At 73.6% G+C, this 25,400-nt stretch carries 9 protein-coding genes; 6 read left to right on the top strand and 3 right to left on the bottom strand.

Annotated elements, in window-relative coordinates; genetic code table 11:
* Positions 1-36: 36 nt before the first annotated feature.
* The 3 genes from rapZ to CFP65_RS27445 are packed head-to-tail and all read right to left on the bottom strand — an operon-like array spanning position 37 to position 3,992.
* Positions 37-930: an RNase adapter RapZ gene (rapZ, locus tag CFP65_RS27455; protein ID WP_104818698.1), complete on the bottom strand. Its 894-nt coding sequence runs from the start codon at positions 928-930 to the stop codon at positions 37-39.
* Between the two features lie 29 nt (positions 931-959).
* Positions 960-2,972 carry an excinuclease ABC subunit UvrC gene (uvrC, locus tag CFP65_RS27450; protein ID WP_104818697.1) on the bottom strand — a complete coding sequence of 671 codons (2,013 nt, stop codon included), beginning with the start codon at positions 2,970-2,972 and terminating at the stop codon, positions 960-962.
* A 36-nt stretch (positions 2,973-3,008) separates the two neighbouring features.
* Positions 3,009-3,992, bottom strand: a complete 984-nt coding sequence (locus CFP65_RS27445; protein ID WP_254552593.1) for a helix-turn-helix transcriptional regulator — start codon at positions 3,990-3,992, stop codon at positions 3,009-3,011.
* 375 nt (positions 3,993-4,367) lie between these two features.
* On the opposite strand from CFP65_RS27445, the gene CFP65_RS27440 reads away from it, so the two are divergent.
* The 6 genes from CFP65_RS27440 to CFP65_RS27415 all read left to right on the top strand — a co-directional run bounded on the left by CFP65_RS27440 (position 4,368) and on the right by CFP65_RS27415 (position 25,312).
* Positions 4,368-5,729, top strand: a complete 1,362-nt coding sequence (locus CFP65_RS27440; protein ID WP_104818696.1) for a transposase — start codon at positions 4,368-4,370, stop codon at positions 5,727-5,729.
* A 215-nt stretch (positions 5,730-5,944) separates the two neighbouring features.
* Positions 5,945-6,154, top strand: coding sequence for an MbtH family protein (locus tag CFP65_RS27435; RefSeq protein ID WP_104818695.1), 210 nt, complete (start codon positions 5,945-5,947; stop codon positions 6,152-6,154).
* Between the two features lie 41 nt (positions 6,155-6,195).
* A complete protein-coding gene (locus tag CFP65_RS27430) occupies positions 6,196-15,921 on the top strand; it encodes a non-ribosomal peptide synthetase (RefSeq protein ID WP_104818694.1) in 9,726 nt (3,241 codons plus the stop codon).
* A 69-nt stretch (positions 15,922-15,990) separates the two neighbouring features.
* Positions 15,991-23,154, top strand: coding sequence for a non-ribosomal peptide synthetase (locus tag CFP65_RS27425; protein WP_104818693.1), 7,164 nt, complete (start codon positions 15,991-15,993; stop codon positions 23,152-23,154).
* A gap of 107 nt (positions 23,155-23,261) precedes the next feature.
* The gene (locus tag CFP65_RS39230) at positions 23,262-24,308 is read left to right on the top strand and encodes a class I SAM-dependent methyltransferase (protein WP_158702371.1); all 1,047 of its coding nucleotides are present in this window, start codon (positions 23,262-23,264) and stop codon (positions 24,306-24,308) included.
* A complete protein-coding gene (locus CFP65_RS27415) occupies positions 24,308-25,312 on the top strand; it encodes a histidinol-phosphate transaminase (RefSeq protein WP_104818692.1) in 1,005 nt (334 codons plus the stop codon). Before CFP65_RS39230 ends, CFP65_RS27415 begins: the two co-directional genes overlap by 1 nt.
* Positions 25,313-25,400: the final 88 nt, after the last annotated feature.

The raw sequence follows: 25,400 nt of genomic DNA, 5'->3' as shown, positions 1-25,400 counted from the left end.
CACACCGACCCCACGTCTCTGCTCCCGGGCCGGTGCTTACTCCCGGCCCATGTCCCGGTGGACGAGCACCGTCTCCACGCCGTCCGCGATCAGACGCTTCGTCAGCCGCTCGGACATGGCCACGCTGCGGTGCTTGCCACCGGTGCAGCCTACGGCAAGAGTCATGTACCGCTTGCCCTCCCGTCGGTAACCCTCGGTAATGATCTTCAGCAGCTCGCTGTAGCCCACCAGGAACTCGTTGGCGCCGGGCTGCTGGAAGACGTAATCGGCCACGTCGGCGTCGGTGCCGGTGCGGGCCCGCAGCTCCGGCACCCAGTGCGGATTGGGCAGGAAGCGGCAGTCCACCACCAGGTCGGCGTCGACCGGGAGGCCGTACTTGAAGCCGAAGGACATCACGGTGGCCCGCAGCTCGGGCTCGTCGTGGTCGGCGAACTGGGCGTCCAGCTTGGCGCGCAGCTGGTGCACGTTGAGGTTGGAGGTGTCGATCACCAGGTCGGCCTCGCCGCGCAGCTCGCGCAGCAGGTCGCGCTCGCGCTCGATGCCGTCCACGATCCGGCCGTCGGCCTGCAGCGGGTGCGGGCGGCGCACCGACTCGAAGCGGCGCACCAGGGCGTCGTCCGATGACTCCAGGTAGACCACCCGCATCCGGACCCCGCGCTTGGCCAGGTCGTCCAGCGAGGTGCGCAGGTCGTCGAAGAACTTGCGACCGCGTACGTCGACCACCACGCCGATCCTCGGCACGGCGCCCTGGGAGCGAGCGCCGAGGTCGACCATGGTGGGGATCAGGGCCGGCGGCAGGTTGTCGACCACGAACCAGCCCAGGTCCTCCAGGCACTTGGCGGCGGTGGAGCGGCCGGCTCCGGACATGCCGGAGATGATCACCAGCTCCGGGGCCCCCTCCCCCTGGGCCTGGCTGCGGCCGTTCCCCACGTCCTTGGATGTCGCTGCCTCGGACAGTGTCACTTCGCTTCCCCGCTCTCGATGGTGTCGGCGGCTGCCGGTGCGTCTTCGATGATCTCGCCCGTCGCGGTGTTCACCGCGGGTGCGGCCGGTGGCCTGGAGGCCAACGCTGCCACAACAGTCTCCGCCGTCCGGCGCCCCACCCCCGGGACCTCGCACAGCTGCTCGACGGTGGCCGCGCGGAGCTTCTTCAGCGAGCCGAAGTGCTTGAGCAGTGCCTGTCGGCGAGTCTCGCCGAGGCCGGGGACGGAGTCCAGTTCCCCCGCCGTGAGCCGCTTGGACCGCTTGGCGCGCTGGTAGGAGATGGCGAACCGGTGCGCCTCGTCCCGGACCCGCTGGAGCAGGTAGAGCCCCTCGCTGGAGCGCGGCAGCACCACCGGGTCGTCCTCGCCGGGCAGCCAGACCTCCTCCAGCCGCTTGGCCAGGCCGCAGACGGCCACGTCGTCGATGCCCAGCTCGTCCAGCGCCCGCTTGGCGGCGGCCACCTGCGGCTGCCCGCCGTCGACCACCAGCAGCTGCGGCGGGTAGGCGAACCGCTTGGGGCGGCCGTCCTCGGTGCGGGGGCCGGTCTCCTCCGGGGCGTCCTCCTCGGGCACGGCCCACTCGCCGGTCTGCTCGCGCTCCTGGAGGTAGCGGCGGAACCGCCGGCTGATCACCTCGTGCATCGAGCGGACGTCGTCCTGCCCCGCGAAGCCCTTGATCTGGAACCGGCGGTACTCGCTCTTCCTGACCAGCCCGTCCTCGAAGACCACCATCGAGGCCACCACGTCCTCGCCCTGCAGGTGCGAGATGTCGTAGCACTCGATCCGCAGCGGCGCCGAATCCAGCTCCAGCGCCTCGGCGATCTCCTGCAGCGCCCGGCTGCGGGTGGTCAGGTCGGAGGCGCGCTTGGTCTTGTGCAGGGCCAGCGCCTGCTGCGCGTTGCGCTGCACGGTGGCCATCAGGTCCTTCTTGTCCCCGCGCTGCGGCACCCGCAGGTCCACCTGGGCGCCGCGCAGGCCGCCCAGCCACTCCTGGACGGGGGCGAGCGGCTCGGGCAGCACCGGCACCAGCACCTCGCGCGGCACCTGCTCGGTGCCGCCGCCGTAGAGCTGCTGGAGGGCGTGCTCCACCAGGGCGGGGGTGTCCACGTCCTCCACCTTGTCGGTGACCCAGCCGCGCTGGCCGCGCACCCGGCCGCCGCGCACGTGGAAGATCTGCACGGAGGCCTCCAGCTCGTCCTCGGCCAGGGCGAACAGGTCGGCGTCGGTGCCGTCGGCCAGCACCACGGCGTTCTTCTCCATCGCGCGCTTGAGCGCCCCGATGTCGTCGCGCAGCCGGGCGGCCTTCTCGTACTCCAGCTCGGCCGCGGCCTCGGCCATCTGCTGCTCCAGCCGGCGCAGATAGCCGCCGGTGCGCCCCGCCATGAAGTCGCAGAACTCCTCGGCCAGCTCGCGGTGCTCGGCCTCGCTCACCTTGCCGACGCAGGGCGCCGCGCACTTGCCGATGTACCCGAGCAGACAGGGCCGCCCGACCTGCTGCGCCCGCTTGAACACCCCGTTCGAGCAGGTGCGGACCGGGAAGACCCGCAGCAGCAGGTCGACCGTCTCCCGGATCGCCCAGGCGTGCCCGTACGGCCCGAAGTAGCGCACGCCCTTCCGGTGCGCCCCGCGCATCACCTGCACGCGCGGGAACTCCTCGTTCAGCGTGACGGCGAGCTCCGGATAGCTCTTGTCGTCCCGGTACTTGACGTTGAACCGGGGGTCGAACTCCTTGATCCAGGAGTACTCCAGCTGCAGCGCCTCGACCTCGGTGGTCACCACCGTCCACTCCACCGAGGCGGCCGTGGTCACCATGGTGGCCGTCCGCGGGTGCAGGTTCGCGATGTCCTGGAAGTACGAGGAGAGCCGCGGCCGCAGACTCTTGGCCTTGCCGACGTAGATGACCCGCCCGTGCGCGTCGCGGAACTTGTAGACCCCCGGTGAGGTCGGGATCGCGCCGGGCGCGGGGCGGTATGTCGAAGGGTCGGCCATGCGGTACACCGTACCGACTGCGGCGGACGCTCCGGGTCAGAGTTCGGGCTGCGGACCGTCCAGGACGCCTTCGCGGGCGATGAGGTAGCCGAGGTGGCCCCGGCTGCGGCTGCCGAGCTGTTCGGAGGCCTTCTGGATGTGGCTGGAGACGGTGCGGGTGCTCATGCCGAGGCGGCTCGCGATGGCCTCGTCGGTGCAGCCGCCCACCATCAGGCGCAGCACGTTCAGGCGGGTGCGGTCGGTGAGCAGCGGCGGGCGCTGGTGGCCCTCCTGGTAGGTGACCGGCTCGGCGCGGTCCCACATCAGCTCGTAGACCTTGAGCAGGTACTCGACCAGCTGGGGCAGCTGGATCAGCAGCGCGCCCGCCTCGCGCTGCGGGCCGGCCGGGATGAAGGCGGTGGTGCGGTCGCAGATGATCATCCGGTCGAAGACCTCGGTCAGCGTGCGGACGCCGGCGCCGCGCGCCCGCACCTGCTCGATGTAGGCCAGCGTCGGGCCGTGCGAGCGGACGGTGTGCTGGTAGAGGGTGCGCTGGCGCACCCCCCGGTCAGCCAGCGCCAGGTCGCGCGGGAGCGCCTCGGCCAGCTGTGCCTCGCCCCGGCCGCCGCCGGGCTGGGCGGTGAGCAGCTCCTCGGTGCAGGCGGCCACCGCCTGCTCGAGGGCCGGGTTGATCTCGGCCGCGGCCAGGATCCGGATCGGCAGCTGGTCGCGCCGCATCACGTCCTGGTAGGCGAGTTCGGCGGCGCTGAACGCGGTCTGCAGGCTGGTGAGCCGCTCCTGCTGGGCCAGCACGGCGAGTTCGAGCGGCCGGGTCAGCCCGGTGGCCGCGATGTCCGGCGGCACCGGAGCCAGCCGGCCGCCGGCCCCCGGCAGCCGGCGCAACAGGCCCATCGCCAGCAGGCACTCGGGGGCCGCTCCGGTCGCCCCGCCCTCGGCCAGCGCGATCCGGTAGAACTCGACGCCTTCGTCGCAGAGTTGGGGCGTGCCGCTGGCGGTGCTGTTGTGGTGGGATCGACACATCTGGGGCCTCTCTTACGGGTCACGTCGGATCAGCGGGCGTCGTTGGAGGGCCCCTCCTGCCCGATGCCGGGCAGGAGGGCGCGTGCCCCGGCGGCGACCGCCCGGCATGACCCGTAAGAGAGGCCCCACGCGCCCTTCCGGCTTCGGCATTGCGAGTTCCCGCACGCCCGTACCGAGCGCCGCACGGCCTGCCCCCGGGCAGGATGGGGGCACCCTGCCGCGCGGAGTACCACCCCCCCGGGCTCCGGCTGCCGCGACTATACGCCCCGGGCCCGCCACCCGGCCCCCGCCGTACCACCGGGCGACACGCCCCCGTACCGCCGGGCGACACGCCCCCGGGTCGGCCGGGGCCCGGCCGACCGAACAGGAGGGCCCTTGCCCCGCGTTGCCACCGGTACCGGCCGTGAGCGCGGCTCCGCCGAGGACCAGGCCGTCGCCGACCCACCCACCCCCTCCGGCGACTCCGGGACCACCCCCGACGGCGGCTGCGCCGAGGATCCGGCCGCGCTGCTCGACCCGCGGCTGGTCGGCCAGCTCGCCGAGGCCGCCGCCGCCCGGCTCAGCACCGGCACGGTCAAGCTGCTCGGCAGCGGCGGGCTGCTCCAGGCGCTGGCCAAGCAGGTGCTGGAGCGCACCCTCGAACTGGAGCTCCAGGCCCATCTGCACCCGCCCACCCCCACGGCGAACGGCCGCAACGGCGCCCGCACCCGCCAGGTGCTCACCGAGGTGGGGCCCGTCCCGGTCCGCGTCCCCCGGGACCGGGACGGCACCTTCGCCCCGCGGGCCGTCCGCCCCCGGGCCCGCCGCCTGCCCGGGCTGGACGAGCTGGTCGTCTCCCTCACCGCCCGAGGCCTGAGCTCGGCCGAACTCACCGCCCACCTGGCCGAGGTGTACGGCGTGGAGATCAGCCGGGAGACCGTCTCGGCCGTCACCGACCAGGCCTTCGAGCGGCTGACCGAGCATCACTCCCGCCCGCTCGCCCCCGTCCACCCGGTGGTCTTCCTGCACACCGTCCGCCCCGGCCGCACCGCCGGCCCGCAGGTGCACCTCGCCCTCGGCATCACCCCGGACGGCCGCCGCGACCTGCTCGGCCTCTGGCCCGGCGGGCCCGGCCGGGCCGACGGAGCCCACATCCCGGCCGCCCTGGCCGCCCGCGGGCTCCGCGAGGCCTGGGTGGTGGTCGCCGACACCGGGCCCGTCGCGGGTGCCGGGGCCGGGCCCGCCGCCGCGCTCGGCCCCGCGGCCGGGGCCGGGCTCGCCGAGGCGGTGGCGCGACACTGGCCGGGGGCGGCGCTCCTGGGCTCCACCGCGCGGCTGATCCGCGAGGTGCTGCGGCACGCGCCCGGCGAGGAGTGGAGCGCGCTCTCCCAGGACCTGCGGGAGGTCTGCACCGCGCCCACCGAGACCGCCGCCCTGGACCGGCTGGGCCGGGCCGAACGCCGCTGGGGGCCGGCCCGCCGGGAGGTGTTCCTGGCCTGGCGGGCGGCCTGGCCGCAGCTGGCCCCCGGCTTCCGATTCGAGGTGCCCGTCCGCCGCCTGCTCGCGGGCGGCGGTGCACTGGAACGGCTCCAGCAGCGGCTGCGCCGGCTCGAACAGTCCGCCGGCCGCCCGCAGGACGAGCGCGCCGCGCTCAAGCGGGCCTACCTGGCCACCCTCGCCCTGGACGCCCCCGGCGAGGAGCAGGAGTGGTGCGCGGACTGGCCCGCCGTCCGCCGGGCACTGGCCTCCCACCACTGATCTGACAGCGCCAGCGCTGGTTCCGGCCGGTTCCGTCCCCTTTTCACCGCATCCGTCCCCCGTTCCGGTTCGCGCGATGCGTGTTCCCGCCCACGGCTGGTCCTTCCACGCCGGTACGGCCCTCGGCAGGATTCACTCCAGGACGCCGGAAGCACTCCGCACTGAGCGTCAACTCCCCATCACTGCAGTGCAGTTGAGCAGACAGGAGCCCAGTCGTGGTGAATCCCTTCGACGACCCCGAGGCCAGCTACCTCGTCCTCGTCAACGACGAGGGCCAGCACTCGCTCTGGCCGGTCTTCAGCCCCGTCCCCGCCGGCTGGGAGCAGAAGTACGGCGCCGCCTCCCGCACCGACTGCCTCGCCTACGTCGAGCAGCACTGGCAGGACCTCCGCCCCACCAGCCTGATCGCCCAGCTCCAGGGCTGACCGCCCACCACCAGCACACCTGACCAGGGAGAAGGAAGCACATGTCCGGGGTCCAGCAGACGCAGCAGGCCGCACCACGGCCGGAGCCGGCCGAACTGCCGCGCCGACTGGGCGCCGAGGTGCCCACCACGCCCGCCACACCGGGCCCGCCCACCACGCTCGGTGCGCTGATCGAGGCGCAGACCGCCCGCACCCCCGCCGCGCCCGCCCTGATCACCGAGGGCCTCACCCTCACCTACGCCGAGCTGGACGCCCGCGCCGCCCGGCTGGCCCGGCTGCTGGCCGCCCGCGGCCTCGGCACCGAGGACGTGGTCGCCCTCGCGCTGCCCAAGTCCGCCGAGGCCATCACCGCGCTGCTCGCGGTGGCCAAGACCGGCGCGGCCTGGCTGCCCGCCGACCCGGCCTACCCGGCCGAGCGGCTGCGCCACATGCTCACCGACTCCGGCGCCGCGCTGGTGCTCAGCACCACCGCGGCCGCCGCCGAGCTGCCCGAGACCGGCGCCCCGCGCCTGCTGATCGACTCCCCCGAGTACCTGGCCGAGCTGGCCGCCCAGCCCGAGGCGCCGTTCACCGCCGCCGACCGGCTCCGGCCGGTGAGCGCGGCCGACATCGCGTACGTCATCTACACCTCGGGCTCCACCGGCCTGCCCAAGGGCGTGGCCGTCACCCACACCGGGCTGCCCAGCATGGTCGGCACCCAGGTGGCCGCCACCGGGGTCGGCCCCGGCAGCCGGGTGCTGCAGGCCGCCTCGCTCAGCTTCGACGTCTCGGTCTCCGACCTCGCGGTGGCGCTGAGCACCGGCGCCGCCCTGGTGCTGCCCCGGGAGCAGAGCCAGCTGGTCGGCGAGGCGCTGGTGGAGCTGATCGAGCAGCACGGCGTGACCCACGCCGACCTCGCCACCGCGATGGTGGCCACCCTGCCCGACGTACCGCTGCCGAGCCTGCGCACGCTGATCGGCGGCGGCGAGGCCATCCCGCGCGAGCTGGCCGGGCGGCACGCCGGCGGGCGGCGGATGTTCAACAGCTACGGGCCCACCGAGACCACCGTCATCGTCACCATGAGCGAGCCGCTCACCGGCGCCGAGCAGCCGCCGATCGGCCACCCCTGCCAGGACGTGCGGATCCACGTGCTGGACGAGCGGCTGCGGCCGGTGGAGCCCGGCACCCTCGGCGAGCTGTACGTCTCCGGGCCGCATCTGGCCCGGGGCTACCTGGGTCGGCCCGGCCTGACCGCCGAGCGCTTCGTGGCCTGCCCGTTCGGCACGCCCGGCGAGCGCATGTACCGCACCGGCGACCTGGGCAGCTACCGCCCCGACGGGCAGCTGGACTTCGCCGGCCGGGCCGACGACCAGGTGAAGATCCGCGGCTTCCGGGTGGAGCTGGGCGAGGTCGAATCCGCGCTGCTCGCCCACCCGGGCGTGCGCCAGGCCGTGGTGCTGGTCCGCGAGGACCGCCCCGGCGAGCGCCGGCTGGTCGGCTACACCGTGGGCACCGCCGAACCGGCCGAGCTGCGCACCTTCCTCGCCACCGGCCTGCCCGACCACATGGTGCCCACCGTCGTGGTGCTGGACCGGCTGCCGCTCACCCCGAACGGCAAGGTGGACAAGCGCGCCCTGCCCGCCCCGGTCTTCACCACCACCGCCACCGGCCGGGCACCGGCCGGCGAGCCGGAGACCACGCTGGCCCGGCTGTTCGCCGAGGTGCTCGGCCTGCCGGCCGTTGGCGTGGGCGACTCCTTCTTCGAGCTCGGCGGCGACTCCATCGTGGCCATCCAGCTGGTCGCCAAGGCCCGCCAGGCCGGGCTCCGGCTCACCCCGCGCGAGCTCTTCCTCGCCCCCACCGTCGAGGCGCTGGCCCGCCTCGCCCGCCCGCTGGACGGCCCGGTGGCCGCCGAGCCCGCCGGGGCCGGCCTCGGCGAGGTGGCGCCCACCCCGATCGTGCACTGGCTCTCCGAGCAGCAGGGCGCGGTGGAGAGCTTCCACCAGTCCGTGCTGCTCACCCTCCCGGCCGGCACCACCGACGGGCAGCTGCGCACCGCCCTCCGGGCCCTGCTCGACCACCACGACCTGCTCCGGGCCCGCACCTCCCCGCTCGCCGAGCGCCCCTGGACCCTGCACGTGCCCGAGCCCGGCGCCGTGCCCGCCGCCCTGCGCACCGTGACCGGCCCGGCCACCGGCGAGCTGCTGCGCGCCGAGCGCGAGGGCGCCCGCGACCGGCTCTGCCCCGAGCAGGGGCGGATGCTCGAGGCCGTCCGCTTCGACACCCCGCGCGGCAGTCAACTCCTGCTGCTTATACACCACTTGGTGGTAGACGGGGTCACCTGGCGGATCGTCGAGGAGGACCTGGCCGCCGCACTCGCCGCCACCTCGGCCGGCCGCCCGATCGAGCTCACCCCGGTGCCGACCTCCTTCCGCCGCTGGGCGCAGCTGCTCACCGCCGAGGCCAACACCGACCACCGGGCCGCCGAACTCCCGCTCTGGGAAGAGGCCTTGAGCACGCCCGACCCGCTGCTCGGCGACCGCCCGCTGGACCCAACCCGGGACACCTACGCCACCGAGGGCACCCTGCGCCTGGTGCTCCCCGCCGAGACCACCCGGGCCCTGCTCACCAAGGTCACCGCCGCCTACCACGCCCAGGTCAACGACGTGCTGCTCACCGCCCTCGCCCTGGCCGTCGGCCACTGGCGCGCGGGCGCCTCGGACCCCGTCCTGGTCACCGTGGAGGGCCACGGCCGCGAGGAGGTGGTCGAGGGCGTCGACCTGCACCGCACCGCCGGCTGGTTCACCTCCACCTACCCCGTCCGGCTCGCCCCCGGCCCGCTCACCTGGCCCGAGGTCACCGCGGCCGGCCCGGCCCTGGGCCGCGCGCTCGGCCTGGTCAAGGAGCAGCTGCGCCGGCTGCCCGACAACGGGATCGGCTACGGCCTGCTGCGCCATCTCAACCCCACCACCGCCGCCGCGCTCTCCCGATTCCCCGACCCGCAGCTGGAGTTCAACTACCTCGGCCGCTTCCAGCCCGAGGGCGCCACCGAGCAGACCGTGCTGGCCGGCCAGGAGGCGATGTCCGAGGGCGCCGCGCCCGGCTTCGCGCTCGGCCGGGTGCTCGGCCTGGACGCCACCACCGTGGACACCGCGCAGGGCCCGCTGCTGGTCGCCCAGTGGTCCTGGGCCACCGGCGTGCTCACCGAGCAGCGGGTGGCCGAGCTGGCCGAGGCCTGGTTCACCGCCCTGCGCGCCCTCGCCGAGCACGCCGACCGGCCGGAGGCGGGCGGGCACACCCCCGGCGACTTCCCGCTGGTCGCGCTCACCCAGCCCGAGCTCGACGACCTGTCCCGACTCCACGCCCCGGCCCGGCTGCTGGACGTCCTGCCCACCTCGCCGCTGCAGCAGGGCATGGCCTTCCACGCGGCGTACGACACGGCCGCCGACGACGTCTACACCTCCGTCTGCTCCTTCGAGCTGACCGGGCCGGTGGACGCCGACCGACTGCGCGCCGCCGCCGAGGCCCTGCTGCTGCGCCACCCCAACCTCGGCGCCGCCTTCCACCAGCGCACCGAGGGAGCCCCCGTCCAGGTCGTTCAGGACGGTGTCGAACTCCCCTTCACCACCGTCGACTTGACCGGCCACCCGGACCCGGCGGCGGAGGCCGACCGGATCGCCGAGGCCGAGTACGGCCGCCGCTTCGACCTGGCCCGGCCGCCGCTGCTGCGCTACGCCCTGCTCACCCTGGCCCCCGGCCGGCACCGGCTGCTGGTCGCGGCCCACCACATCCTGCTCGACGGCTGGTCGGTGCCGCTCTTCGCCGAGGAGCTGTGGGCGCTGTACTTCGGCACCGAGCTGCCCCCGGCCGTGCCGTACCGCGAGTACCTGCACTGGCTCACCCGCCGGGACGCCGAGGCCGCCCGCACCGCCTGGTCCACCGCCCTGGCGGGCACCGAGGAGCCCACCCTGCTCGCCCCCGGCCAGGGCCACGCCACCCCGCAGCTGCCGCTCCGGGTGCAGACCGAGCTCACCCCGGCGGCCACCGAGGGCCTGGTCCGCACCGCCCGCCGCTACGGCGTCACCCTCAACACCCTGGTCCAGGCCGCCTGGGGCGTGCTGCTCGCCCGGCTCACCGGCCGGGAGGACGTGCTCTTCGGCACCACCGTCTCCGGCCGCCCGCACGACCTGCCGGGCGTGGAGCGGATGGTCGGCCTGCTGATCAACACCGTGCCGGTGCGCCTGCGCCTCGACCCCGCCGAGAGCTGGGGCGAGCTGCTGCGGCGCCTGCAGACCGAGCAGTCCGCCCTGCTCGACCACCAGCACCTGAGCCTCAGCGAGATCCAACAACTCGCGGGCCTGGCAAGCCTGTTCGACACCGTCACGGTGTACGGCAACTACCCCGACCCGGCCACCCTCGACCAGGCCGACCCGAGCGGCACCACCGCCGTCCGCCTGATCGAGGACGTGGACAGCGCCCACTACCCGCTGCTGCTCGCCATCACCCCCGGCGAGGGCCTGCACCTGCGGCTGGACCACCAGCCGGCCGCCTTCGGCCCGGCCGAGGCCCGCACCCTGCTGGGCCGCTTCCTCGCCCTGCTGGACCTGATCACCGCCGACCCCGCCGCCCCGGTCGCCACCGCCGAGGTGCTCAGCCCGGCCGAGCGCGAGCAGCTGCTGCACGGCTGGCACGGCCCGAGCACCGCCGTCCCGGACGCCACGCTGCCCGAGCTCTTCGAGACGCGGGCCGCCGCCACCCCCGAGGCCGTGGCGCTTACCGCCGGCGGGCTCGAGCTCAGCTACGCCGAACTCAACGCCCGGGCCAACGGGTTGGCCGCCCGCCTGGTCGCGGCCGGCCTCCGGCCCGAGAGCCCGGTGGCGATCCTGCTCGACCGCTCGGCCGATCTGGTGGTGGCCCTGCTCGCCGTCCTCAAGGCCGGCGGCGCCTACGTCCCGCTGGACGAGGCCCAACCGCTGGACCGCCTGCGAGCCGTCCTCGCCGACACCGGCGCCCGCCTCGCCCTGACCGACCCGGCCCACGCCACGCACCCCGCACTGGCCGAGCTCACCGTACTCTCGGCCGTCGACGCCGACCCGCTCGACCGCAACCTCGAACTCCGGCTGCACGCAGACCAGTTGGCGTACGTGATGCACACCTCCGGCTCCACCGGCGTGCCCAAGGGCATCGGGGTCACGCACCGCGCGGTGGCCGACCTCGCCCTCGGCGGCGCCTTCGTCGGCGGCGGCCACCGGAGCGTGCTGCTGCACTCGCCGACCGCCTTCGACGCCTCCACCTACGAGCTCTGGGTCCCGCTGCTGGCCGGCGGCCGGGTCGTGGTGGCCCCGCCCGGCCGGCTCGGCGCCACCGAACTCGCCGCCGCCCTGCGCGAGGGCGGAGTGACCGCCGCCTGGCTCACCGCCGGACTCTTCAACCTGCTGGCCACCGAGGCCCCCGAGACCTTCGCCGGCCTGCACGAGGTCTGGGCGGGCGGCGACGTGGTCTCCCCGACGGCCGTGCGACGAGCCCTCGAAGCCTGCCCCGGGCTGCTCGTGGTGGACGGCTACGGCCCCACCGAGACCACCACCTTCGCCACCCGCCACCCGATGGCCGCCCCCGCCGAGGTGGGCGAGGTGGTACCGATCGGCCGCCCGCTGCCCAACACGCGGGCCTACGTGCTCGACGCCGGCCTGCGTCCCGTCCCGGTCGGCGTGACCGGCGAACTCCACATCGCCGGGGCCGGGTTGGCCCGGGGCTACCTCGGCCGCCCGGCACTGACCGCCGAACGCTTCGTGGCCTGCCCGTTCGGCCGACCCGGCGAGCGCATGTACCGCACCGGCGACCTGGTCCGCTGGACGGCCGAGGGTGAACTGCGGTTCGTCGGCCGGGCCGACGACCAGATCAAGCTGCGCGGGTTCCGGATCGAACTCGGCGAGGTGGAGGCCGCGTTCGCCGCCCACCCGGGCGTCGGCCAGGTGCTCGCCACCATCCGCGAGGACCAGCCGGGCGACAAGCGCCTGGTCGCCTACGCGACCGGTGCGGCCGGTGCCGCCAATACCGCCGGTACGGCAGGTGCGGATGCTCCGGATGGTCCGGCCGGACCGGCCGGTGCGCCGGCCTCCGGTTCGCTCACTGCCGAGGAGCTGCGCGCGTTCGCTGCCGAGCGGCTGCCGAGCTACATGGTGCCCGTTGCCGTCCTGCTGCTCGACGCCTTCCCGGTCACCCCCAACGGCAAGGTGGACCGCCGGGCCCTGCCCGCCCCCGAGTACCAGGGCGAGGCCACCGGCCGGGAGCCGCGCACCGCCACCGAACGGGCGCTCTGCGAGCTCTTCGCCGAGGTGCTCGGCCTGGCCCGGGTGGGCATCGACGAGAGCTTCTTCGACCTCGGTGGCCACTCCCTGCTCGCCACCAAGCTGACCAGCCGGATCCGCACCGCCTTCGCCGTCGAGCTGCCGATCCGCACCCTCTTCGACCACCCGTCCGTCGCCGCCCTCGCCCCCGCCCTGACCGGCGGCACCGACCTGGCCCCGACCGCCCTCGGCCCGGCCCGCCCGGCCCTCGCCGCCGGCCCCCGACCGGAACGCGTCCCGCTCTCCTCCGCCCAGCAACGCCTGTGGTTCATCGAGGAGTTCGAGGGTCCGAGCGCCCTCTACAACACCCCGCTCGCCGTCCGCCTGACCGGTGAGATCGAGGTCCACGCCCTGGCCGCCGCCCTGGCGGACCTGGTCGAGCGCCACGAGGTGCTGCGCACCACCTTCGCCACCGTGGACGGCCAGCCTCACCAACTCGTCACCACAGCAGCCGACTTCGCGCTCCGCACGGTCGCCGTCCCCTCCGAGGCCGCACTGCGCGAGGCCCTGGACACGGCCACCGCCGAGGCCTTCGACCTCGGCACCGAACCCCCCGTCCGCGCCGCGCTCTTCTCCCTCCCGCGCGGCGAACAGGTCCTGCTCGTCCTGCTGCACCACATCGCCACCGACGGCTGGTCGGTCGCCCCGCTCCTCCGCGACCTCAGCACCGCCTACGCGGCCCGACTGGCCAACGCCGCCCCCGACTGGGAGCCGCTGCCCGTCCAGTACGCCGACTACGCGCTCTGGCAGCGCGAGCTGCTCGGCGAGGAGGGTGACCCGACGAGCCTGCTCGGCCGCCAACTCGCCTACTGGGAACGAGCGCTGGCCGAGGCTCCCGAGGAGCTCAGCCTCCCGTACGACCGCAGCCGCCCGGCCGCACCCACCCGCCGGAACGGGGTCGCCGAGCTCCCGATCGACGCCGAACTCCAGAGGCAAATCGCCGAGTTGGCCGCCGAACGGCAGGCCAGCCTGTTCATGGTGCTGCAGGCCGCCGTCGCCGCCCTCTACACCCGCCTCGGCGCCGGCACCGACATCCCCCTCGGCACGCCGGTCGCGGGCCGGCACGACGAGGCCCTCGACGACCTGATCGGCTTCTTCGTCAACACCCTGGTCCTGCGGACGGACACGTCCGGTGACCCCAGCTTCCACGAGCTGCTGCACCGCGTCCGCCGGACCAACCTGGACGCCTACGACCACCAGGACATCCCCTTCGACCGCCTGGTCGAGCGCCTCAACCCGACCCGCACCCCGGCCCGGCACCCGCTCTTCCAGACCGTCGTCACCCTCAACTCCAACCCGCCAGGCCTGCTCGAACTCGGCACCGCCACCGGCACCTTGGAGATCCTCGACGACGCCCAGACCCAGTTCGACCTGAACTTCAACTTCACCGACCGCTACGCCCCCGACGGCACCCCGCAGGGCCTGACCGGCGCCGTCGACTACGCCACCGAGCTGTTCGACCCGGCCACCGGCACCGCCCTGGCCGCCCGTCTGCTCCGCGTACTCCGCGCGGCCGTGGCCGACCCGGATGCACCGATCAGCGAGATCGACATCCTGGACCCGACCGAGCGCGAGCAACTCCTCGGCGGCTGGCACGGCCCGACCACCCCCGTTGCCGAAACCACCCTGCCCCGCCTCTTCGAGACTCAGGCCGCCACCACCCCCGACACCCTGGCCCTGATCGCCGGCGACCAGCGACTCAGCTATGCCGAACTCAACCTCCGCGCCAACCAGCTGGCCGCCGTCCTTCTGAAGGGCGGGCTCTCCGCCGAGCAGCCGGTCGCCATCCTGATGGACCGCTCAGCCGACCTGCTCACCGCCATCCTCGCCATCAGCAAAGCCGGCGGCACCTACGTCCCCCTCGACGACCGCTACCCGCTCGACCGGCTCCGCCACATCCTCACCGACACCGGCGCCCCCCTGCTCCTCACCGACCCGGCCCACCGCGAACACCCGGTCTTCGCAGCCGAGTTCAGCGCACCGGCGGCCACCGACCCCGGCTCCACCGCGCTGCACTTCACCGCGCTTGAGGTCACTCCCGAGTTGCTCTCAGCAGTCGGCCAGCCCGGCAACCCGCAGACCCGGATCCTGCCCCACCAACTCGCCTACGTGATGTACACCTCCGGCTCCACCGGCCAGCCCAAGGGCGTCGCCGTCACCCACCACAACGTCATCGACCTCCTCACCAACCCCCACTTCCACACCGGCCACCACCACAGCACCCTCCTCCACTCCCCCACCGCCTTCGACGCCTCCACCACCGAAGTCTGGGCACCCCTCACCACCGGCGGCCACATCGTCCTCGCCCACCCCGGCGAACTCGACACCCACCAACTCGCCCACACCATCACCACCCACCACATCACCCTCGTCCAAGCCCCCTCCGGCCTCCTGCGCCTCCTCGCCGAAGAAACCCCCCACGCCTTCCGCAACGTCCACCAAATCTGGACCGGCGGCGACACCGTCCCACCCGAAACCATCCGCCAACTCCTCACCACCTGCCCCGACACCGAAATCCTCGCGGTCTACGCCCCCACCGAAACCACCGCCATCAAAACCACCCACACGATGGCCTCGGACTCCCCCATACCCGCCGTGGTGCCGATCGGCCGGCCCCTCGCCAACACCGGCCTCTACGTCCTCGACCCCACCCTCAAACCCGTCCCCGCAGGCGTCGCCGGCGAGCTCTACATCACCGGCAACGGCCTCGCCCGCGGCTACATCCACCGCCCTGCACTTACCTCAGAGCGCTTCGTCGCCTGCCCGTTCCGCACCGGCGAACGCATGTACCGCACCGGCGACCTCGTCCGCTGGACCACCACCGGCACCCTCGAATTCCTCGGCCGCACCGACGACCAAGTCAAAATCCGCGGCTTCCGCATCGAACCCGGCGAGATCGAAGCAGCCCTGGCCACGCACCCGGCAGTCCGCCAAGTCGTTGCCACCATCCGCGAAGACCAGCCCGGCGACAAGCGCCTGGTCGTCTACGCCACCGGCGAGACCACCGCAGAGGAGTTGCGCGCGTTCGCCGTCGACCGGCTTCCCGGCTACATGGTGCCCGCTGCTGTCCTCGTCCTCGACGCCCTCCCCGTCACCACCAACGGCAAGGTCGACCGCCGTGCCCTGCCTGCCCCCGACTACCGGGCCGACACGACCGGGCGCGCGGCCCGGAACGCCACCGAGCAGACCCTCGCCGACCTCTTCGCCCAGACCCTCGGCCTGGAACGCATCACCATCGACGACAACTTCTTCGAACTCGGCGGTCACTCCCTCCTCGCCACCAAACTCGTCAGCCGCATCCGCACCACCCTCGACATCGAACTCCCCATCCGCACCCTCTTCGACCACCCCACTATCGCCACCCTCACCACCCAACTCCCCCAGAGCCGCAGAGCACGCCCCGCCCTCCGGCCGATGCGCCGGCCCGGCACGCCCTCGTAGCCGCAGGTCCCACCCGACCCCGTCCCGTACGCAACCCGATCTCAGCACGTCATCTTCCGGAGGCAGACCATGATCCCGCTGTCGTTCGCGCAGCAACGGCTCTGGTTCATCGAGCAGTTCGAGGGCCCGAGCGCCCTCTACAACACGCCGTTCGCAGTCCGCCTGACCGGTGAGATCGACACCTGTGCCCTGGAGGGCACGCTCTGGGACGTGGTCGAGCGCCACGAGGTGCTGCGCACCGTCTTCGCGGCGGAGGACGGCCAGCCGCACCAGGTGATCACCGAGCAGGCCCGGCCGCCGCTGCGGCTGGTGGCGGTGGCCGACGAGGCCGAGCTGCAGGCGCGGCTGGCCGAGGCCACCACCGAGGTCTTCGACCTCGCGAGGGACCTCCCGATCAAGGCCACCCTGTTCTCCTTGCCCCAGGGCGAGCACCTGCTCCTGCTGCTCACCCACCACATCGCCAACGACGGCTGGTCGGTCGCCCCGCTCCTCCGTGACCTCAGCACCGCCTACGCGGCCCGACTGGCCGGCACCTCGCCCGACTGGGATCCGCTGCCCGTCCAGTACGCCGACTACACCCTCTGGCAGCGCGAGTTCCTCGGCACGGAGGACGACCCGGACAGTGTCCTGAGCGAGCAACTCGCCTACTGGCAGCAGACGCTGGCCAATGCCCCGGAGGAGCTGAGCCTCCCGTACGACCGCACCCGCCCGGCCGCGCCCACCCGCCGTGGTGGTGTGGCCGAGGTGCTGGTCGACACTGAACTCCACCGAAGACTGTCCGAGTTGGCCGCCGAACGGCAGGCCAGCCTGTTCATGGTGCTGCAGGCCGCCGTCGCCGCCCTCTATGCCCGTCTCGGCGCCGGCACCGACATCCCCCTCGGCACCCCCATCGCCGGGCGCACCGACGAAGCCCTCGACGACCTGGTCGGCTTCTTCATCAACACCCTGGTGCTGCGCACGGACGTGTCCGGTGACCCCAGCTTCCACGAGCTGCTGCACCGCGTCCGCCGGACCAACCTGGACGCCTACGACCACCAGGACGCGCCGTTCGACCGGCTGGTCGAGCACCTGAACCCGACCCGCACCCCGGCCCGGCACCCGCTCTTCCAGACCGTGGTCACCCTCAACTCCGCCTCCACCGGGAGCGTTCCGTTCGGCCGGGCCACGGCGACCCTGGAGGATGCCGGCGAGGCCCAGGCCCAGTTCGACCTCGTCTTCAACTTCGTCGAGCACCAGGCCCCTGACGGCACCCCGCAGGGTCTGACCGGCGCCGTCGACTACGCCGCCGACCTCTTCGACCCCGCCACCGGCACCGCGCTCGCAACCCGCCTGCTGCGCGTCCTGCATGCCGTCGCCGCTACCCCGGACGCACCGATCAGCGAGATCGACATCCTGGACCAGACCGAGCGCGCGCAACTCCTCGGCGGCTGGCACGGCCCGACCACCCCCGTCGCCGAAACCACCCTGCCCCGCCTCTTCGAAGCCCAGGCCGCCACCACCCCCGACACCCTGGCCCTGATCGCCGGCGACCAGCGACTCAGCTACGCCGAACTCAACCTCCGCGCCAACCAGCTGGCCACCGTCCTCCTGGAAGGCGGGCTCTCCGCCGAGCAGCCGGTCGCCATCCTGATGGACCGCTCAGCCGACCTGCTCACCGCCATCCTCGCGATCAGCAAAGCCGGCGGCACCTACGTCCCCCTCGACGACCGCTACCCGCTCGACCGGCTCCGCCACATCCTCACCGACACCGGCGCCACCCTGCTCCTCACCGACCCGGCCCACCGCGAACACCCTGTCTTCGCAACCGAGTTCAGCGCACCGGCGGCCACCGACCCCGGCTCCACCGCGCTGCACTTCACCGCGCTTGAGGTCACTCCCGAGTTGCTCTCAGCAGTCGGCCAGCCCGGCAACCCACAGACCCGGATCCTGCCCCACCAACTCGCCTACGTGATGTACACCTCCGGCTCCACCGGCCTCCCCAAGGGCGTCGCCGTCACCCACCACAACGTCGTCGACCTCCTCACCAACCCCCACTTCCACACCGGCCACCACCACAGCACCCTCCTCCACTCCCCCACCGCCTTCGACGCCTCCACCACCGAAGTCTGGGCACCCCTCACCACCGGCGGCCACATCGTCCTCGCCCACCCCGGCGAACTCGACACCCACCAACTCGCCCACACCATCACCACCCACCACATCACCCTCGTCCAAGCCCCCTCCGGCCTCCTGCGCCTCCTCGCCGAAGAAACCCCCCACGCCTTCCGCAACGTCCACCAAATCTGGACCGGCGGCGACACCGTCCCACCCGAAACCATCCGCCAACTCCTCACCACCTGCCCCGACACCGAAATCCTCGCGGTCTACGCCCCCACCGAAACCACCGCCATCAAAACCACCCACACCATGACGGCTCACCAGCCGATCCCCACGGTAGTCCCCATCGGCCAACCCCTCGCCAACACCGGCCTCTACGTCCTCGACCCCACCCTCAAGCCCGTCCCCGCAGGCGTCGCCGGCGAGCTCTACATCACCGGCAACGGCCTCGCCCGCGGCTACATCCACCGCCCCACCCTCACCGCCGAGCGCTTCGTCGCCTGCCCGTTCCGCACCGGCGAACGCATGTACCGCACCGGCGACCTCGTCCGCTGGACCACCACCGGCACCCTCGAATTCCTCGGCCGCACCGACGACCAAGTCAAAATCCGCGGCTTCCGCATCGAACTCGGTGAAGTGGAGGCGGCGTTCGCCGAGCACCCGGCCGTCGGCCAGGTGCTCGCCACCATCCGCGAAGACCAGCCCGGCGACAAGCGCCTCATCGCCTACGTGACGGCTGCCGCCGCCGGCTCGGCCGGCACCGAGGAGCTGCGCGCCTTCGCCGCCGAACGGCTGCCCAGCTACATGGCACCCGCCGCCGTCGTCCTGCTCGACAGCTTCCCCGTCACCCCCAACGGCAAGGTCGACCGCAAGGCCCTGCCCGCCCCCGACTACCAAGCCGGCGCCGCCGGCCGCGCACCCCGCACCGACATCGAACGCACCCTCGCCGACCTCTTCGCCCAGACCCTCGGCCTGGAACGCATCACCATCGACGACAACTTCTTCGAGCTCGGCGGCCACTCCCTCCTCGCCACCAAACTCGTCAGCCGCATCCGCACCACCCTCGACATCGAACTCCCCATCCGCACCCTCTTCGACCACCCCACCATCGCCACCCTCACCACCCAACTCCCCCGAACCCACGGCTCACGCCCGGCTCTGACCAGCGGTCCGCGACCGGAGCGCATCCCGCTCTCCTCGGCCCAGCAACGCCTCTGGTTCATCGAGCAGTTCGAGGGGCCGAGCGCGCTCTACAACACGCCGCTCGCACTCCGACTCTCCGGCGCCGTCGACACCCCCGCACTGGCGGCCGCCCTCCGGGACGTGGTCGAGCGCCACGAGGTGCTGCGCACCGTCTTCCCGAGTACCGACGGCCAGCCGCACCAACTCATCACCGGTTCAGCCGACTTCACGCTCGACACGGTCACCCTCACCCCCGCGGATGACCTGCGCGCGAGCTTGGCGGCGGCGGTCGGCCAGGTCTTCGACCTGGCGACGGACCTCCCGATCAAGGCCACCCTGTTCTCGCTCCCCCAGGGCGAGCACGTGCTGCTGATCCTCATGCACCACATCGTCGGCGACGGCTGGTCGGTCGGCCCGCTCCTCCGCGACCTCGACGCCGCTTACACCGCCCGCCACGCCGGCACCACCCCCGACTGGGAGCCGCTGGCGGTCCAGTACGCCGACTACTCCCTCTGGCAGCGCGAGCTGCTCGGCGCCGAGGACGACCCGGAGAGCCTGCTGAGCCGCCAACTCGCCTACTGGCAGCGGACTCTGGCCGACTCACCCGAGGAGCTCAGCCTCCCCTACGACCGCCGACGGCCGGCCAGGCCGACCCGGCGCGGCGACGGGGTGGAGCTCAGGCTCGGCAGCGAGCAGCACGCCGCCCTGCTGGGCCTGGCCCAGCGCAGCCGGACGAGCACCTTCATGGTGCTCCAGGCCGCGCTCGCCGCCACCCTGGGCCGACTCGGCGCGGGCACCGACATTCCCCTGGGCACCGTGGTGGCCGGGCGCACCGACGAGGCCCTCGACGACCTGATCGGCTTCTTCGTCAACACCCTGGTCCTGCGCACCGACCTCTCCGGCGACCCGACCTTCGCCGAACTGCTTGAGCGCGTGCGGATCGGCACCCTGGGCGCTTTCGAGCACCAGGACATACCGTTCGACCGCCTGGTCGAGGCGGTCAACCCGACCCGGTCCACCGCCCGGCACCCGCTCTGCCAGGTGATGCTGACCTCGGCCGGTTCGGGCGGCCCGGCCGAGCAGTCGAGCCTCGGCGAGCTGCCCGTGCGAATCGAGCAACTCGACGCCGAACTGGCCAAGTTCGACCTGACCGTCTCCTACGGCGAGAGCTTCGACGCGACGGGTGCCCCGGCCGGCCTGGACCTCAGCCTCGAGTACGCGGTCGACCTCTTCGACCGGGCCACCGCCACCGCGATCGGCGAGCGGCTGGCCCGGGTGCTGACCGCCGTGCCGGCCGACCCGGACCAGCGCGTGGGCCGACTCGATATCCTGGCCCCGGCCGAGCGCCACCGCCTGCTGACCGAGTGGAACGGCACCGCGCGCCCGCCCGCCCCGGCCACCTTCCACTCCCTCTTCGAGGCCCAGGCCGCCGCCCGACCGGAGGCCGTCGCCCTGGCCTTCGACGAGGAGCAGCTGACGTACGCGGAGTTGAACGAGCGGGCGAACCGGCTGGCCCGACTGCTGATCGAGCAAGGCGCGGGCCCGGAGCGGTTCGTGGCGATCGCACTGGAGCGGTCGATCGAGTTCATCGTCGCCCAGCTGGCCATCCTCAAGGCCGGTGCGGCCTTCCTGCCGCTGGACCCGCGCTACCCGGCCGACCGGATCGCCTACATGCTCACCGACGCCGCACCGGCGCTGGTGGTCACCACCGCCGCCCTGGCCGCCGACCTGCTCGCCGACAGCCCGCTGCCGCGCCTGCTGGTCGAGCACCTGGACACCGCCGGCTACGAAGCCGACAACCTTCCTCCCACCACCGTGAGTTCGGCCGCGTACATCATCTACACCTCCGGCTCCACCGGCCGCCCCAAGGGCGTCGTGGTCAGCCACACTGGGCTGGCGGCGCTGATCGAATCGCAGCGTCGGGCCTTCGCGGTGACCCCGGAGAGCCGGGTCCTGCTCTTCGCCTCGCCCTCCTTCGACGCCGCCGTCTCCGAACTGGGCATGGCCGTGGCCAACGGAGCCCGGGCCGTGCTCGCCGACGCCGATCAACTGCTGCCCGGCCCGGGCCTGGTGGAGCTGATCGCCGCACAGGGCGTCACCCACCTCACGCTGCCCCCGACCGCCCTGGCCGTACTGCCCCCCGACGCCCTGCCCGCAGGCGGCACCCTGGTCGTGGCCGGCGAGGCCTGCCCGCCCGACCTGGTCGAGCGCTGGTCCGCCCGGCTGCGCATGGTCAACGCCTACGGCCCCACCGAGGCCACCGTCTGCGCCTCCATGAGCGCCCCGCTCAGGGGCAGGGTCAACGCCCCCATGGGCCGGCCCGTCCTGGGCACCCGGCTCCTCATCCTCGACAGCGCGCTGCAGCCCGTGCCGCTGGGCGTCACCGGCGAGCTCTACATCGCCGGCGACGGCCTCGCCCGCGGCTACCGCGGCCGACCCGACCTCACCGCCGAACGCTTCGTCGCCGACCCCTACGGCCCGCCCGGCAGCCGGATGTACCGCTCCGGCGACCTGGTCCGCCGCACCGCCGACGGCACCCTGGAGTACCTCGGCCGCGCCGACCACCAGGTCAAGATCCGCGGCTTCCGGATCGAACCCGGCGAGATCGAGGCCGTCCTCGCCCAACACCCCTCCCTGGCTCAGGTCTTCGTCCTGGCCCGCGAGGACCGACCGGGCGACCGCCGCCTGGTCGCCTACACCGTCCCCGCCCCCGGCCGCGCCGTCGACCCAGCCGCCCTGCGCGCCCACGTCGGCCGGACCCTGCCCGACCACATGGTGCCCGGCGCGATCCTCGCCCTCGACTCCCTTCCGCTCACCGCCAACGGCAAGGTCGACCGCAAGGCCCTCCCCGCCCCCGACCCCAGCGCCACCGGCCCGGGGTCCGGGCGTCCACCCCGGACGCCGCTGGAGGAGGTGCTGTGCGGGCTGTTCGCCGACACCCTCGGCCTGAGCCACATCGGCATCGACGACAACTTCTTCGAGCTGGGCGGCCATTCGCTGCTGGCCAGCCGACTGGTGGCCGGGCTACGGGAGTTGTGCGGCCCGCAGGCCGCCGGGGTCGGCGTCCGGCTGCTGTTCGAGGCCCCGACCGTCGCCGCGCTCGCGGCGCGGCTCGACCCGGCCGAGCACGGCGCCGGGGCGACCGGCGCCGAGAGCTTCCCCGTCCTGCTGCCGATCCGGGCCCGGGGCAGCCGTCCGCCGCTGTTCTGCGTGCACCCGGCCGCCGGTATCAGCTGGGTCTACACGGGCCTGCTGCGCCACCTGGACGCCGATCAGCCGATCTACGGAATCCAGGCCCCGGGGCTGGCCGATCCGACCCAACTGCCTTACACTGTAAGTGAGTTGGTGCAGACCTACCTGGCGCAGCTGCGGACCGTCCGGCCCGAGGGCCCCTACGCCCTGCTCGGCTGGTCCTTCGGCGGGGTCGTCGCCCACGCGATGGCGGCCCTGCTGCGAGCCGAGGGCGAAGAGGTCTCCCTGCTGGCCCTGCTGGACGCCTACCCGGGCGGGAGCGGCGAGTCGGCGGCCCCCGCCCGCACCCCCGAACTCCTCGCCGGGATCCTCGAATCGCTCGGCCACCCGGCCGGGGAGATCGCGGCCTGGCCCACCGACGAAGCCGGCTATGCCGCGCTGGTCGGGGCGGGGGACGGCCCGCTCGCGGGCCTCAGCGGGGCCGGGGTGGCCCGGGTGGTGGAGGTCTTCCTGGCCCATGCCGCACTCGCCGAGGACCCGCCCCTGCCGGGCTACGACGGCGACGCGGTGTTCTTCACCGCCGCCAAGGACCGCCCGGACGACGCCCCGGACCCGGAGGCCTGGCGCGCCCACATCGGCGGCCGGCTCGACCTCCACGAGGTGCCGAGCACCCACGGCGGGATGACCGGCGCAGCCGCGCTGAGCGTGGTCGGCCCGGTCCTCGCGGCCCGCCTGGCACCCCGGCCTCCACAGACTTCCTGACCCGCCCGACCCCGGGCGCTCCGCCGGAGCGCCCCGCCCAGACCGCAGGCCACGACGTCCTGCACCCACCGAGGACCCGACCCGGGTCCGACCTGAGGAGACACCAGATGAACACGCTCGTCCTCCCCGACACCTGGCGCGGCACCACCACCGCCCCGATCGACTCGACCGACGCCTACAACGGCTTCATCGCCGCGAACGTGATCTTCGCGCTGGACCGGATCGGCCTGCTGGAGCGGCTCGGCCGGGGCGAGCGGGTCTCCGCCGTCGAGGCCACCGCCCAGGCCGGCGACGCCGCCCGGGTGGAGGCCGTGCTGCGCGCCGCCACCGACTGCGGCTACGTCCGCGCCGAGGGCGCCGGCTACCTGCCGACCCCGGCTGGCCTCGAAGTCGCCGCCGCACGTGGCTACTTCACCTGGGCGGTCGGCGGTTACCACGACGTGTTCGGCCGCGCCGGCCACCTGAGCACCGGCTCACACGGGTACGGCACCGAGGTGCTCCGCGACGAGGCGATGGTCGCCCTCGGCTCGGCCCAGTGCGACCAGTCGATGTTCGCCGCCCAGCTGGACGACGTGCTCTCCGACATCGACTTCAAGTTCATCGCCGACCTCGGCAGCGGCACCTCCGCCCGCGTCCGCCGGGTGGTCTCGGGCCGCGAGGGCTCGCGCGGCCTCGGCATCGACATCAGCCGCCCGGCCACCGACATCGCCCGCCACGACATCGCGGCGGCCGGCATGCAGAGCCGGGTCACCGCGGTCCGCGCCGACGTGCTCGGCCTGCTCGGCACCCAGATCGACAACGACGCGGCCGCCACCCAGGTGACCGAGGTCGACACCGTGATCAGCTTCTTCCTGCTGCACGACCTGCTGGCCGACCCGGCCACCCGCTCCTCGATCTTCACCCGGATGCGGGAGGCCTTCCCGAAGGCCCGCACCTTCGTGCTCGGCGACACCATGCTGCGCGGCGAGGGCGACACCGGCGGCCCGCTGCCGGCCTTCTCGGTCGGCTTCGAGCTGGCCCACGCGATGATGGGCGTGCCGCTGCACACCAAGGAGACCTACGAGGACCTCTTCACCGAGGCCGGCCTGCGGATCGACCGCGTCGAGGCGCTCGCCACCCCGCACTCCTGGCTCTACGTCCTGCAGGCCGACTGATGGCCGCGCGGACCACGGCCCGGCACCTGCTGGCCCAGAACGAGCACCCGTACCCGCCACTGCCCTCCATCCTGGCCGCTCTGGCCGGGGCCGCCGACGACCTGCACCGCTACCCGGCCTTCCGGCCGGTGCGGATCGAGCAGATCATCGCGGACTGGCAGGGAGTCCCCGCCGAGCACGTGGTCGTCGGCCACGGTTCGGCGGGGGTCGCCCTGGACCTCTTCCACACCCTCGTCGAGCCCGGCGACAACGTGGTGCACTCGGCGCCCTGCTTCGACGCCTACCCGATGTTCTGCGACATCGTCCGCGCCGAGGCGCGGGCGGTGCCGCTGGGCGGCGACGCCCGGCACGACCTCGCGGCGATGGCGGCCCAGCTGGACGAGCGCACCCGGGTCATCGTGCTCTGCAACCCGCACAACCCGACCGGCACGGTCTACTCCTGGGCGGAGCTGACCGCCTTCTTCCGCCGGGTGCCGCCCACCGCGGTGATCCTGCTGGACGAGGCGTACGTGGACTTCGCCCGGGGCTGGGACGCCCCGAGCGTGCCGGACCGGATCGCCGAGTTCCCCAATCTGGTGGTGCTGCGCACGCTCTCCAAGTCGCACGGCATCGCGGCGCTGCGGATCGGCTACGCACTGGCCGCCCCGGAGCTCGCCCGCCGGGTCAAGGACCATCAGGTACCGTACGCGGTCAACCGCCTCCAGGAGGCGGCCCTGCTGGCCGCCGTCTCGGCCCAGGCCGAGGTGGAACAGCGGATCGCCGAGATCACGGCCGAACGCGACCGGCTCAGCGCCGAACTCGTGGGCCTCGGCTGGTCGGTGGCCCCGAGCCTGACCAACTTCCTCTGGGTGGTCGCCCCCGGCGACCACGCCCCGCTCCGGGCGGCCCTGGAGGAACGCGAGGTCGCCGTCCGGTACTACCCGGGCCAGGGCATCCGGATCGCCATCGGCGAGAAGGACGCCAACGACGCGGTGCTCGAAGGCTTCGCCAGCCTGGCCCGCTGACCACCGGGCTGTCCGCCACCCGACCGGCTCACCACCGGCCGGACGGCGGCCCCTCCCCTTCCTCCCCCTCCCCGCCCCTGTCCCCAAG

The organism is Kitasatospora sp. MMS16-BH015 (assembly GCF_002943525.1).
In the GTDB taxonomy this organism is placed as follows: domain Bacteria; phylum Actinomycetota; class Actinomycetes; order Streptomycetales; family Streptomycetaceae; genus Kitasatospora.
The sequence above is the reverse complement of the archived record's forward strand: the minus strand, read 5'-3'. Positions and strand labels throughout refer to the sequence as shown.